This is a genomic window from Clostridium sp. CM74B_53 (assembly GCF_036318045.1).
Lineage (GTDB): Bacteria > Bacillota > Clostridia > Lachnospirales > Lachnospiraceae > Pilosibacter.
Window position 1 is genome coordinate 191631 of record NZ_JAWQDE010000001.1, and the last position, 14099, is coordinate 205729.

The window sequence follows — 14099 nt, forward strand, 5'->3', positions numbered from 1 at the left end:
ACTTATTGCCCGGAAGAAAGAAGATCATCAATCTGTTTCCAAATGCTATTGATCTCTTTCAGCATTTCCAGACGTTTTTCCTTTTCTTTTTCTGCTTCTTTTAATTTTAAGATTGCTGTATCAAAATCTTTGTTCTCGGCAGCCGCCTTCGCTTCTGCGCGAAGATTCTTTACCTGGGAATCCCCGTTTTCCTCACGGATCGTTTTGATTTTCCCACGAAGTGTTTTTGCCTCTTTCCACACACTCTTATCAACCGGAAGCTCTCCTGTCTCCTTTTTGTTCTGATGAATATTTTTGAAATGTTCCATGAAATCTTTATTGGATTCCCTGAGAGCATCCATCTGCTCCTCCATCACTTTCATCTCAGTACGGATCGGCTCCGCTTCCGCCCTATATTCTTTTTTTGTCTCAGCCGCAAACGCAGAGAAGGACATGATTGCAGTAAGCGATAACGCCGCGCATAAAATTTTTAAACCTTTTTTCATCTTGTTAGCTCCATCAGTCAAGCGGATATTCGCAATCCGCTTCGCTACTTGCTCATAACCGAATAACTGCTCCGCAGTTTATCAGAAGGAGCTTGCACTCCTCCTGATACAAGCAAGTCCTCACCCACTGCTTATTGCTTTTCGCAATTAAATCAGGGGACTTACTTGATTCGGTTAAATTATTTTATGTGTTTATCATACCGCTATCCCTGTGTGCATTACCAGTTCACCTGTGTGGCAAAAATGCGGCAATCATTTACGGTTTTAAACTTTCCTGTTAATATGAAAACATAAATACAAATGAGGTACTTTATTATGTCAAAACTGATCTATGTAGTAGATGATGAGTCAAATATCCGTACAATGATGCAGCTATTTCTTGAAAATGAAGGCTTTACAGTAGAGACGTTTAAAGATGGTCAGGAAGCCTGTCAGGCCTTTTCCGCAAAAGAACCCGATATGCTGATCCTCGACATCATGATGCCCGGAATCGATGGTCTCAGTCTATGTACCTATTTCCGTCGTCAAAGCCACGTTCCCATTATTTTTGTATCTGCCAAAGATACGCCGCTCGACCGTGTTATGGGAATCACTCTCGGAAGCGATGACTATATTACAAAGCCCTTTCTTCCATTAGAGTTCGTTGCGCGGGTAAAAGCATTATTCCGCCGGTCTGATCCACACTTTTACGATGCCAGCATGACCGATCCTGTCACTCGGTTTATATGTGGAAATCTGGTCCTTTTTCCTGTCAGCCACAGAGTCACAATTCAGGAACGTGATCTCAATGTAACTCCTACAGAATTTGATTTTCTGCTGTATATGATACAACGGGCAGATAATGCTGTTTCTAAAAAAGAATTAGCCGAACAGATCTGGCATTTTCAAGGTCCTAATCCTGAAGCAGATATGCCGGAGGATTTTATTAAACGGCTTCGAAAAAAACTACTATCTTTCGGTTCTACTGCCTTGATCGAGACGGTATGGGGATTTGGTTATCGGATGAGCGAACGAAAGCCAGAAGGGATCGAATCAATATGATTGGAAAGAGTATCCAGACACGTTTATTTTCTGCAGTTTTTCTCGTGATTTTTATGATGACTTTCGGAGTCGGAATCACCTTTTTCCTTTCTTCCCGCTGGTATGTACAGTACACTGCCAGGAAAGAAACAGAGCATCTGATCAGGATGGTTCAGTCGGAGTCGGATCGTTTGAGCACTGACCCGGCTTACACTTCCTCAGATTCTAAGGAAAATACGCGCGAATCTTCAAAAGCTTTGCTTCGTTCTGTCCGGCGGCAGCTCAGAGATCAGCCTTATAATGGTATATTTCTGGTTTTTAATTCCAAGCAAAAACTTGTCTTCCCTCAATCTAGTAATGACCAGAATATTTATCCGATATCTGCCTTAGAGGAACAGTGCCGACAGATGATCCAGTCAGGTGAACTGATTTCCGGAAAAACGTCCCGGATTTTACTTTCTGAAGACTTCTGGTACATCAGTATGTATGTGTTTCCGTCCAGTACACCTGTACGGGCAAAGTATTTTGTTTCTGTTGTCCAAATTCCGGATTCATCTGTTTTCTGGAATTATACATGGAAATTGTATCTTGCGATTTTAATCGCTTCTGTGTTTTTATCATCTTTTTTAGTATGGGGAATTGCAAGAACCATCTCTGTCCCGCTCCAGCATCTTTGCCTCCAGATCCAGCGGATCAATGGAGAAACAGCCGCACAGATCCAGGATTCCTATTCTTTAAATGAACTGGAAGCTTTAAAACGCTCCTATAACCAGATGGAAGAAACGATCCGAAGATCCGAGGAAGAAAAAAGGCAGTTTTTTCAAAACGCTTCCCATGATCTGAAAACGCCGCTTGCGTCTATAACCGGGTATTCCCAGGGGATCGTTTCCAATGTCATAAAGGATCATCAGAAAGCTGCCGGTATCATTCTTTCTGAAAGTCTGCGCATGACTGACCTTGTAGAAAGTATTCTTTCTCTCTCAAAAATGGACAGTCACACATTTGACCTGCATCCGACAGATCTGGAAGTAATAGAGTTTCTTGATGAGTGTGTGGATATCATGAGTACGATCCGAAGGGACTGCGTGATACATCTTGAAGCCGCACGTCCACTAATGATCCACACGGATCCGGAATTGTTGAAGCGGGTGATACAAAATATTCTTTCAAACTGTCTGCGATATGCCGAGCACGAGATTCTGATCCGTATGAGTACAGATGGTAACTCGCTGATCCTTCTGATACAGGATGATGGTCCGGGATTCCTGGAGAAAGATCTCCCTCATATTTTTGAACGTTTTTATAAGGGTAATGGCGGAAAAAATGGAATTGGTCTTTCGATTGTATGGACCGGCATCCACTATCTTGGCGGATCCATTACCGCCGGAAACCGCGCTGTACCGGAACACGGGGCTTATTATCAGCTTTTATTGCCCCTGTCTTTTTAACCGAATCAAGTAAGTCCTAGCTTCAATTGCGAAAAGCAATAAGCAGTAGGTGGGGACTTGCTTGTATCAGGAGGAGTGCAAGCTCCTTCTGATAAACTGCGGAGCAGTTATTCGGTTATGAGCAAGTAGCGAAGCGGATTGCGAATATCCGCTTGACAGTTGCCAATCTCTCGTACAAACACAGGCTTTAACTCGGTACCCACGTATGTACGCAAAAAGACCGGCATATCAAATTTCTTCTTGATACACCGGTCTTTTTATTGCTATTCGGTCTTTTTATCTATTAACGGATATTTTTTTTACCATTTCTGTTGCTTTTACAGGTTTCTCTCAACCAGATTCTTTAAGGTTCCCTCGAACGGTTTGAACGGGATTTCCTTATCGTAATTTAAGAAATCTTTCACATATCCAAGTGCTGCTGCAACACCGTAGATCATGCCGCGCTCATCCACATCGAATTCCGGTGTGTGATGGTTTGCGCCGGTGCCGGCCTCCTCGCTCTGGATACCTGTGAAGGTGATGATACCCGGCCAGAGCTTTAAGCACGCCTGCATGCTCTCAGATGCCATCCACGGCTGTGCAACCGTAACAGCATCCTCACCGATGTACTTTCTTACTGCGTTCTTTGCGATCTCGCTGCAGACTGCGTTGTTCTGGCACTCGAACAGCGGATCCGGCATATGAAGGATTTCATATGTACACTGACAGAGCTCGCACTCTTTCTCAACTACATCCATCAGCTGTTTTACAAACGGTGTGCCTGCGCCGTCAACATTGAAGGTACGGATCGTACCGCCGAAGGTCAGCTCGTCCGGAATAATGTTGCGGACGGTTCCGCAGTTTACGAAACCAACGGAGCAGGTCAGGATATCCGTCGGAGCCACATATTTCATGCGGATCATATTGATATGGTTATAGATATTGTTGAAGCAGTCTAAAACGCTGTGGGCAAGATCCGGACGGGATCCGTGACCGGCCTGGCCGTGAAGCTTGATGATAAATCCGTATGCACCGGAGAATACTGCGCCCGGCTCCGCGGAGATCGTTCCTGTCGGAACATCCCATTTTACATGTGTTGCCATACAGGTATCGATCTTTAATTTCATTGTCTCAACGGCATACGGAAGTAAATTTCTGATATTTCCGCCAGCTTCCTCGCCGCGCTCAAAGAGGAGGACGATATTGCCGTTTAAGTCTTCCTTATTCTCGTTTAAGATCTTTGCCTCGGCGAGAAGCATCGCTGTGTGGGCGTCATGTCCGCAGGCGTGGGAGATTCCATCGTTCTTAGAGATGCAGACCTTTTCCTTTGTGAGGTTTGTCTTGCTCTCCTTGATCGGAAGTGCGTCCATATCGGCACGAAGAAGAACGGTTTTTCCAGGTTTTCCGCCGTGGATCTGTCCGATAATACCACCTTCCGGAACGACTACATACTCGATTCCCAGCGCATCGAGCTCAGAGGCAATATATTTTACTGTCTCGTACTCAACACCGCTGTTTTCCGGATGCTCGTGCATATGTCTTCTGATTCTTACCATGTAGTCGAAATTTTTCTTAGCTTCGTTTAAAATATCCATGTTTTCTCCATTCTGGCGGAAAGCTATTTCCACTCTGTTTCCAGTAATATGGAAGATCCGTCGTTTCTGTTTGAGATTTACAATAACTGTTTCGTTTTTCCACAGTTATGTCTGCACATGTCTGTTCCCAGACAGCTTTATATTAGCACGCGCAGGGAACTTATTCCAGTCCCCTGCGCAGCTTATTTTTCATAAAATATTTACCGAAAAGCTCTGACTTCACCCGATCTTCCGGATCAAACTGCATTCGTAAATACTTTCTGCAATATATTATTTAACTACCACGCGGCGGAAGTTCTTCTTACCACGCTTTACAACGATTCCTTCACCGGAAAGCTGTTCTTTCGTGTATACAGCCTTAATGTCCTTCACGATCTCACCATCTACGGAAACACCGCCCTGCTCTACGTTTCTTCTCGCCTCAGAACGTGACGCGCAGAGGCCGGATTTCTGTACGATAGAAAGGAGGTCGATCGAACCATCAGAAAGATCTGCGTCGGAAAGCTCTGCTGTCGGCATTTCTGCCGCAGCACCGCCTGCGAATAATGCACGTGCACTCTCCTGTGCTTTCTTTGCTTCCTCCTCGCCGTGAACAAGGCTTGTGAGCTCGTATGCAAGGATCTCCTTCGCCTGATTTAACTGGCTGCCTTCCCATTTGTCCATCTCATCGATCTGCTCAAGCGGAAGGAATGTGAGCATCCGCAGGCACTTTAATACGTCTGCGTCGCCAACATTTCTCCAGTACTGGTAGAACTCAAACGGAGTCGTCTTATTCGGATCCAGCCATACAGCGCCGGACTGGGTCTTGCCCATCTTCTTGCCCTCAGAGTTTAAGAGCAGTGTGATCGTCATTGCGTGCGCGTCCTTGCCGAGTTTTCTTCTGATAAGCTCTGTACCGCCGAGCATGTTGCTCCACTGGTCATCGCCGCCGAACTGCATATTACAGCCGTATCTCTGGAACAGCTCGTAGAAGTCGTAGCTCTGCATCAGCATGTAGTTGAACTCTAAGAAGCTTAAGCCCTTCTCCATTCTCTGCTTGTAACACTCCGCGCGGAGCATGTTGTTGACGGAGAAGTGCGGTCCGATCTCTCTTAAGAAATCGATGTAGTTTAAGTTCATAAGCCACTCCGCGTTGTTTACCATCATGGCTTTTCCTTCGGAGAAGTCGATGAAACGGCTCATCTGCTTCTTGAAGCAGTCACAGTTGTGCTGGATCGTCTCAACCGTCATCATGGTTCTCATATCGGAACGTCCGGACGGATCGCCGACCATGCCTGTGCCGCCGCCGATCAGCGCGATCGGCTTGTTTCCTGCCATCTGTAAACGTTTCATTAAGCAGAGTGCCATGAAATGTCCGACATGAAGGCTGTCCGCAGTCGGGTCAAAACCGATGTAGAATACGGCCCTTCCCTCGTTTACCATTTTACGGATCTCTTCTTCGTTTGTGACCTGCGCGATCAAGCCGCGGGCCTGTAACTCTTCGTAAACTCCCATTTTGTTTACTCCTTTTCTGTAATTTTCTGCGGATGTTCGTTTCTTCCGCCTGTGTTGGTCTTTATATGAAGACCTGCTATCCGGACGAAGCGAAAAAAAGCCCCGTCCTTTGTTTCCCAAAAGGACGAGGCATACGCTCGTGTTACCACCTGATGTTCCCGAAACGCTCACACGCTCCGGCTCATGGAGTCCTCATCATAAAAGACCCCGGCATTTCTAACGGGTACCAGTTCCGTCACAGCCTACTCACATTTTCCGGTTATCTCCGTTCACGCTTTCGGTGTGCAGCTCCGGGATGTATTCAGAAAAAGAAGTCCGCGCGCCTCTCATCCACCGGCAGCTTTCTGTGCGGAGCAGGTCATTTTCCTACTTGTTCCCTTCATCGCTTTTCCATTATATACCGCATGCTTTAACGCGGCTATATGGGTCATTATATGGAGATTCCAAAGCTTTGTCAAGAGCGGAAGCCCTGAAATTCGTTAACTTCATATCCTTTCCTGCAATTTCCCCCTGATTTTTTCTGGACAAATAACAAGAATGTGATAGAATAGAAAAAATGCCTGAAACCGGGAACGTCCGGCGCAGGCGCAAGTACTAAAAAACCAATTGTTCTCAAGGAGGTCCCGTATGGAAAGCCATAAGATCATTCAGGTGGACGAAAAGGTTCCCTTTAACCTTCTGATCCCCCTGAGCATCCAGCACATGTTCGCCATGTTCGGCGCATCCGTTCTCGTTCCGTTCTTATTCGGAATCAATCCCGCGATCGTTCTTTTCATGAACGGTGTCGGAACTCTCATGTTTATCTTTATCACAAAGGGAAAAGCTCCCGCCTATCTCGGTTCCAGTTTCGCATTTCTCGCCCCGGCCGGCATCGTGATCGCAAAATTCGGTTATGAATATGCCCTCGGCGGATTCGTTGCCGTCGGTTTCGTCGGATGTATCCTCGCATTCATCATTTATAAGATCGGATATAAGTGGATCGACGTCGTTCTCCCGCCGGCTGCCATGGGTCCGGTCGTAGCCCTGATCGGTCTGGAGCTCTCCTCCAGCGCAGCAAGCAACGCGGGACTCTTGGACGAGACCATTGATCCGAAGAATCTGATCGTGTTCCTCGTAACACTTGGCTTTGCCGTTTTCGGTTCTGTCCTGTTCCGGGGATTTTTATCTGTTATCCCGATCCTGATCGCCGTGATCGCCGGATATATCGCTGCCGTTGCATGTGGGATCGTTGATTTCTCTGCGGTTGCCGCTGCCCCGATCTTTGCGATCCCGAACTTCACCGCTCCAAAATTTAATATGGAAGCGATCATGATCATCATGCCGGTCATCCTTGTCATCACCTCCGAACATATCGGACATCAGGTCGTAACAAGTAAGATCGTCGGCCGCGACCTCTTAAAGGATCCGGGACTTCACCGCAGCATCTTTGGTGACAACTTCTCCACCATGGTATCCGGTCTCATCGGCTCCGTACCGACGACCACCTACGGTGAGAACATCGGCGTTATGGCTGTCACAAAGGTTTACAGTGTTCAGGTCATCGCCGGAGCAGCCGTGATCTCCATCATCTGCTCCTTTATCGGGAAATTATCGACCCTGATCCAGACGATCCCGGGTCCGGTCATCGGCGGAATCTCCTTCCTGCTCTACGGTATGATCGGAACCTCCGGCCTCCGCATTCTGGTCGACTCAAAAGTCGACTACGGCAAAAACAGAAACCAGGCACTGACTGCCGTGATCTTTGTAACCGGCCTCTCCGGGATCAAGGTGAATTTCGGCAATGTGCAGCTCACAGGTATGGTCCTTGCATGTGTTGTCGGCATGATTTTAAGCCTGATCTTCTATCTCTTTGATAAGATGAAGCTTACAAATGATCAGTAAAAGTAACAAAGTGTAACCATCTGGAATAAAACGTAAACTTGCAGGTTCTGCTCCGGTATGCGGTTCATCTCCGCTATCGTTTCAGAACCTGCTTTTTATTTTTTCTACAGCCTGCCCCGCACACATTTCCCCGTCCTTTTTATTTTTTACTCCCGGCTCATTCAAACCGATACTTTTTTTCTGCCCTCTTTTTTCTTTTGTTATCTGACGATATTTCCTATATAAACTATACTTACAGAATTATTAGTTTTCTCTGTTTTATTTACAAATTTTCTTTTTCGCGCTATGATATTTCTATCATATGATATTGGGATCAAAAGGTATTTTGTCTCTGATATCATCATATACAAATCGAAAGGATGGTTCCCACATGAAAGAAGCGATTCAGACCCTTTTAACGTCCGACAAGATGGCTCACGCCTTCGAATACCTGAAACAGGATGAAGCGCACACCATCGACCAGCAGATTGAGCTTGTTCAGATCTCCTCCTTCAGCCCATTTGAGGAGAAGCGCGCGATCCGTTTTAAAGAGCTTCTGACCGAGGCAGGTCTCGATCCGGTGATGGATGAGGTCCACAACGTATACGCCCATATCCATGGAACCGGTAATGGTCCGACTCTCTATGTCTCCGCTCATCTGGACACCGTATTCCCGCCGGAAACTCCGCTCCCGGTGAAACGCGAAGGAACAAAGATCTACTCGCCCGGAATCGGCGATGATACCCGTGGACTGGCTGAGATCCTTACGCTGGCAAGAACCATCAAAGAATCCGGCTTAAAACCGGTCGGAGATATCATTATCGGCGGCAATGTCGGTGAGGAAGGTCTCGGAGACCTCCGCGGCATGCGCCACTTCTTCTCGAAAAACGCCGACAAGGTTGACGGTTTTATCTCCGTTGACGGTGCAGGCTGCCTGATCTGCCACGGCGGCACCGGAAGCCACCGCTACGAGGTAACCTTCCGCGGACCGGGGGGACATTCCTTCGGCGCCTTCGGCCTTGTCAATCCGATCTTTGCCATGGGCCGCGCCATCTCCTATATCTCTGAGCTCCGCACCCCGAGAGAACCGAAGACTACCTTCTCCGTCGGTGTCGTAAACGGCGGAACCTCCATCAATGCCATCGCATATGAATGCTCCATGCTTGTCGATATCCGTTCCAACGGCTTAAAGGAGCTTGAAGAGCTTGATGCAAAGCTTCAGGAGTGCATCAAACGTGCAGTTGAGGATGAAAATAACCGTTGGGAAACCGAGCGTTCCTACGAAGAATCTAAGGACAGCTTCGATCACAACGGACGTATCACTGTGGAAGTAAAACAGATCGGAAACCGTCCGGCAGGAAGCCAGCCGAAGGACTGTGAGATCGTGAGCGCCACAGCCTCTGCGTTCCAGGCATGCGGCGAAGATGTAGAATTCGAAAGCGCAGGAAGTACCGATGCAAATATCCCGATCAGCCTCGGAATCCCTGCGATCTGCGTCGGCGGAGGCGGAAAAGGCGGTGCCTGCCATTCTGTTGACGAGTGGTATGACAGCAAAGACGCCTATAAGGGATCTCAGAGAGTCCTTGCGGCGATCTTCGCGCTTGTGGGACTCGATGGGGTAAGTGAGCCGCTGCTTTCCAGGCGGAAAAAATAAGCTCCGCGCCAAAATACCTTTTGTCTCCAACATCATAATATAAAACAGCATGCCGGAAAGTCTCCTGTAAGTCCTGCTTACAAGCGTTCTTCCCGACATGCTGTTTTATTTTCCACTGCGTTTCACAGTTCTATCTTTAGTTTCCATCCACCAGCGACAGTCTCACCAGCGCCCGCTTCAAAGCGGCTTCAGCGCGATCAATATCGGTCTGTGGATTCTTTTCCGCCAGACGTCTCTCTGCGCGGATCCTGGCTTCATTGGCTCTCTTGCCATCGATGTTTTCCGGCCACTCGCAGGCTTCCGCGAGGATCGTTACCTTCTCCGGCAGGATCTGTAAAAATCCGGAAAGCAGCGCCGCTTTTTTCACGCCGTCTGCCCCGTGGATCTTAAGAACGCCCGGTGCAACCGCGACGACCATCGGGATATGCTTCGGATAGATTCCGGCTTCCCCGTCTGCCGTGTTGAGCTCCACCATCGAAACCTCTCCGTCGAAAAACGCCTCATCCGGCGTAACGATCTGAAGTCTCATCATTTCCGCCATGTCCACACCCCCTATTTCACGCGGGCGAGAACATCATCAATATTTCCTGCGTTGAGGAACAGATTCTCCGGTATATCGTCATGTTTGCCTTCGAGGATCTCCTTGAAGCCCTGGATCGTCTCGGAAAGCGGAACATAGCGGCCTTCCAGACCGGTAAACTGTCCAGCTACGAAGAACGGCTGGGATAAGAATCTCTGGATCTTTCTCGCACGGGATACGGTAAGCTTATCTTCCTCGGAAAGCTCATCCATACCGAGCATTGCGATAATATCCTGAAGCTCCTTATATCTCTGCAGCACTTCCTGTACGCCGCGGGCAACCTTATAATGCTCCTCACCAACAATACGCGGATCAAGGATACGGGACGTAGACTCAAGCGGATCTACAGCCGGGTAAATACCAAGCTCTACGATAGAACGGCTGAGTACGGTCGTCGCGTCCAGATGGGTAAAGGTATTTGCCGGAGCCGGGTCTGTTAAGTCATCGGCCGGAACGTAAACTGCCTGTACAGATGTGATGGAACCGTTCTTTGTGGAGGTAATCCGCTCCTGAAGGGCACCCATCTCTGTCTGTAAGGTCGGCTGGTAACCTACGGCTGACGGCATACGTCCGAGCAGCGCTGATACCTCGGAACCAGCCTGACTGAAACGGAAGATATTGTCAATGAATAACAGCACATCTTTTCCGCCTTCGTCACGGAAATACTCTGCCATGGTAAGACCGGTAAGTCCCACACGCATACGGGATCCCGGCGGTTCGTTCATCTGGCCGAACACCATGGTCGTCTTATTGATAACGCCCGAATCGGACATTTCATAGTAAAGGTCATTTCCCTCACGGGTACGCTCACCAACGCCTGTAAATACGGAATATCCGCCGTGCTCTGTCGCAATATTTCGGATCAGCTCCTGAATCAGGACTGTCTTACCTACACCGGCACCGCCGAACAGACCAATCTTTCCACCTTTCTGGTACGGGCAGAGGAGGTCAACGACCTTGATACCTGTCTCAAGGATCTCTGTCTCTGTGGACTGTTCCTCAAAGCTCGGGGCTTTGCGGTGGATCGGGAGCTTTTTCTCCGTCTTCGGAGCTTCTTTATTGTCGATCGGCTGTCCCAGAACATTGAAAATTCTTCCAAGTGTCTGCTCACCGACCGGCACCATGATCGGTCCGCCGGTCGCTACGGCATCCATGCCGCGGACAAGACCGTCGGTGGGACCGAGAGCGATGCATCTTACCGTATCATCACCGAGATGCTGGGCAACCTCAACCGTGAGGACCCCGCCATCCTTTGTGGTGATCTCAATGGCGTCATTGATCTCAGGCAGCCCGCCCTGGGGAAATTTGATATCCAGAACGGCACTGATGACCTGAGTAATTTTACCAATGTTTTTCTCTGCCATCTCACTTCTCCTTGTCTCTATCATAACTATTCAGCCACTCAGGCCAGCGGTAAAAATCCATTCCAGCACATTATGCTGACTGATTTCTGTCTCCTGTATGCTGTCTTTTACCTCCAGCACCGCAAGTACGCAAGTCTGCCAAATAATTACTCATATTTCTTTTTAACCATCGATGGCATTCGCGCCCGCGATGATCTCTGTCAACTCCTGAGTGATGGATCCCTGACGCGCACGGTTGTACTGCAGCGACAGTTTTCCGATCATCTCTTCCGCGTTGTTCGTCGCCGAATCCATTGCAGTCATTCGCGCACCGTTTTCACTGGCAACGGCCTCTAAGAATGCCCCGTAGATCAGGCTGCTCACATACTTCGGAATAATTGCATCCAGAACTTCGTCCTCGTCCGGCTCATAGTTCATAATGAGAAGATCCGGCTTTTCTTCTTTTACTTCGCCCTTTGGCCCTGCTGCCGCAAGATCCACCGGAAGAAGCTTTAAGAACGTTGGGATCTGGCTTACGGTATTTTTGAACGCCGTGTACGCCAGATAGATCTCTCCGATCTCATTCTTCTCAAACATGGCTAAAAGCTTTTTTGAGATCTGCTGCGCGTCGGAGTAGAGCGGCTCGTCGATCACATCGGAGTAATCCGCTTTGATCTCATAGCCTTTCCTTGCGAGTCCGTCGCGTCCTTTCCGTCCGATCGCGAAGATGAGAGCGTCCTCTTTCGGGATCCCGCTCTCCGTCACGAGACGGATGATGTTGGAGTTATATCCGCCGGCAAGTCCGCGATTGGAAGAAACGACGATAACTGCCTTTTTCTTCGAATCCCCGCTCTTTAAATAGCGGTGCCGGATCCCGGTGGATTTCTTCAGCATCTCCTGGATCGTCTGGTACATCAGATTGAAGTACAATCTCGAATTTTCCGCCTTCGTTCTGGATTTCTGGAGTTTTACAGTGGCAACAAGTTTCATGGCTTTGGTAATCTGCTCGGTACTCTCAATACTGGATTTCCTTCGTTTAATATCTCTCATGGTTGCCATGATACATCACCTGCCTTATCTTGCTGCCTTGCACTCTTCAATAGCTTTTTTCAGCAATTCTTCAGTCTCCGGTGTCATCTGCTTCGCCTCGCGGATGCTTGCCGGGATCTCCGGATACTTTGTATCGATAAACTTAAACAGCTCTTTCTCAAAATCAAGAACCTGATTTGTCGGAATATCGAGGAGATATTTCTTCGTCGCCGCGTAGATAATGATGACCTGATACTCGACCGGCATCGGCTGATACTGCGGCTGCTTTAAAACTTCACGGATGCGTTCGCCCTGGGCAAGCTGTTCCTTTGTGCTGGCGTCAAGCTCGGAACCGAACTGGGCGAAGGAAGCGAGCTCGCGGTACTGGGCAAGCTCCACACGGATCGGGGCAGCGATCTTCTTCATCGCCTTGATCTGTGCCGCGCCGCCAACTCGGGATACAGAAAGACCCGCGTTGATCGCCGGACGGAAACCGGAGTTGAACATCTCGGTCTCCAAGTAGATCTGTCCGTCTGTGATGGAGATGACGTTTGTCGGAATGTAGGCCGATACGTCACCCGCCTGCGTCTCAATGATCGGAAGTGCGGTAAGGGAACCGCCGCCAAGGTCATCGGAAAGTCTGGACGCGCGCTCCAACAGTCTGGAATGCAGATAGAAAACATCGCCCGGATATGCCTCACGTCCCGGCGGTCTCTTAAGAAGCAGGGACAGGGTACGGTACGCCGCCGCATGCTTACTTAAGTCATCGTAAACGACAAGCACATCCTCGCCGTTCTCCATCCACTCTTCACCGATTGCGCAACCGGAATACGGGGCAATATACTGTAACGGGGCAAGGTCAGAAGCTGTGGATACGACAAGTGTCGTGTAATCCATCGCGCCGAACTCCTCAAGAGTTTTCACGATTGTCGCAACTGTTGATGCTTTCTGTCCAATTGCAACATAAATACAGTGAACTCCCTGTCCCTTCTGGTTAATAATCGTATCGATCGCGATCGCCGTCTTACCAGTCTGACGGTCGCCGATAATAAGCTCACGCTGTCCGCGTCCGATCGGAACCATGGCATCGATCGCCTTGATACCTGTCTGAAGCGGGGTATCTACGGATTTTCTCTCGATAACACCGTGGGCAACACGCTCGATCTTTCTGAATTTATCCGTAAGGATCGGACCTTTTCCATCGATAGGCTGTCCTAAGGCATTCACGACACGTCCTGTCATGGCATCGCCCACAGGAACCTCAACGACACGTCCTGTCGTCTTTACGGTGTCTCCCTCACTGATGCTTGAGGAATCACCGAGCAGAACCGCTCCGACGTTGTCCTCCTCAAGGTTTAACACCATGCCGTAAACCTCTCCCGGAAATTCCAGAAGTTCTCCCTGCATGGCATTCTCAAGACCGTGGATTCGTGTAATGCCGTCCGCTACCTGGATGACAGTACCCACGTCAGAGACTTCCAGCTTCGTCGAATATCTTTCGATCTGCTCTTTGATGACCGAGCTGATCTCTTCTGGTTTTAAATTCATTTGAGGTCTGCACCTTCTTTCTTTTCCATTTCATCACGTAACTGTTCAGTATTATTTCTGCTGC

11 protein-coding genes are annotated in these 14099 nt (G+C 48.7%); 4 read left to right on the top strand and 7 right to left on the bottom strand.

All coding sequences use genetic code 11. The annotated features are described in order from the left end of the window. Positions 1-2: 2 nt before the first annotated feature. Positions 3-485 (bottom strand): hypothetical protein, encoded by a 483-nt coding sequence (locus tag V2546_RS00820; RefSeq protein WP_329751300.1) that lies wholly within the window; start codon positions 483-485, stop codon positions 3-5. A gap of 315 nt (positions 486-800) precedes the next feature. Here V2546_RS00820 and V2546_RS00825 point away from each other — a divergent pair, with 315 nt between their 5' ends. Both V2546_RS00825 and V2546_RS00830 read left to right on the top strand, forming a co-directional pair. Continuing rightward, complete coding sequence (locus V2546_RS00825; RefSeq protein ID WP_329751301.1) at positions 801-1526, top strand: response regulator transcription factor; 726 nt, start codon at positions 801-803, stop codon at positions 1524-1526. 560 nt (positions 1527-2086) lie between these two features. Beyond that, on the top strand, positions 2087-2953 hold the full coding sequence (locus V2546_RS00830) for a HAMP domain-containing sensor histidine kinase (RefSeq protein ID WP_329751302.1): 867 nt from the start codon (positions 2087-2089) through the stop codon (positions 2951-2953). A 317-nt stretch (positions 2954-3270) separates the two neighbouring features. Here V2546_RS00830 and V2546_RS00835 read toward each other — a convergent pair whose 3' ends face one another. Together V2546_RS00835 and tyrS are read right to left on the bottom strand one after the other, a co-directional pair. Continuing rightward, positions 3271-4527: an amidohydrolase gene (locus tag V2546_RS00835; RefSeq protein WP_329751304.1), complete on the bottom strand. Its 1257-nt coding sequence runs from the start codon at positions 4525-4527 to the stop codon at positions 3271-3273. 270 nt (positions 4528-4797) lie between these two features. Then, on the bottom strand, positions 4798-6021 hold the full coding sequence (gene tyrS / locus V2546_RS00840) for a tyrosine--tRNA ligase (RefSeq protein WP_215704710.1): 1224 nt from the start codon (positions 6019-6021) through the stop codon (positions 4798-4800). A 627-nt stretch (positions 6022-6648) separates the two neighbouring features. Between tyrS and uraA the strand changes: the two genes are divergently transcribed. Next, on the top strand, positions 6649-7902 hold the full coding sequence (uraA, locus tag V2546_RS00845; protein ID WP_329751305.1) for a uracil permease: 1254 nt from the start codon (positions 6649-6651) through the stop codon (positions 7900-7902). Positions 7903-8272: 370 nt separating this feature from the next. Then, positions 8273-9535: a M20/M25/M40 family metallo-hydrolase gene (locus tag V2546_RS00850; RefSeq protein WP_329751306.1), complete on the top strand. Its 1263-nt coding sequence runs from the start codon at positions 8273-8275 to the stop codon at positions 9533-9535. A 136-nt stretch (positions 9536-9671) separates the two neighbouring features. Here V2546_RS00850 and atpC read toward each other — a convergent pair whose 3' ends face one another. The 4 genes from atpC to atpA all read right to left on the bottom strand — a co-directional run bounded on the left by atpC (position 9672) and on the right by atpA (position 14035). Continuing rightward, positions 9672-10076 carry an ATP synthase F1 subunit epsilon gene (gene atpC, locus V2546_RS00855; protein WP_015553059.1) on the bottom strand — a complete coding sequence of 135 codons (405 nt, stop codon included), beginning with the start codon at positions 10074-10076 and terminating at the stop codon, positions 9672-9674. 11 nt (positions 10077-10087) lie between these two features. Continuing rightward, on the bottom strand, positions 10088-11479 hold the full coding sequence (atpD, locus tag V2546_RS00860; RefSeq protein ID WP_021904594.1) for a F0F1 ATP synthase subunit beta: 1392 nt from the start codon (positions 11477-11479) through the stop codon (positions 10088-10090). Between the two features lie 162 nt (positions 11480-11641). Continuing rightward, complete coding sequence (atpG, locus tag V2546_RS00865) at positions 11642-12517, bottom strand: ATP synthase F1 subunit gamma (protein WP_329751307.1); 876 nt, start codon at positions 12515-12517, stop codon at positions 11642-11644. Between the two features lie 15 nt (positions 12518-12532). Then, positions 12533-14035 (bottom strand): F0F1 ATP synthase subunit alpha, encoded by a 1503-nt coding sequence (gene atpA, locus V2546_RS00870; RefSeq protein WP_021904592.1) that lies wholly within the window; start codon positions 14033-14035, stop codon positions 12533-12535. Positions 14036-14099: the final 64 nt, after the last annotated feature.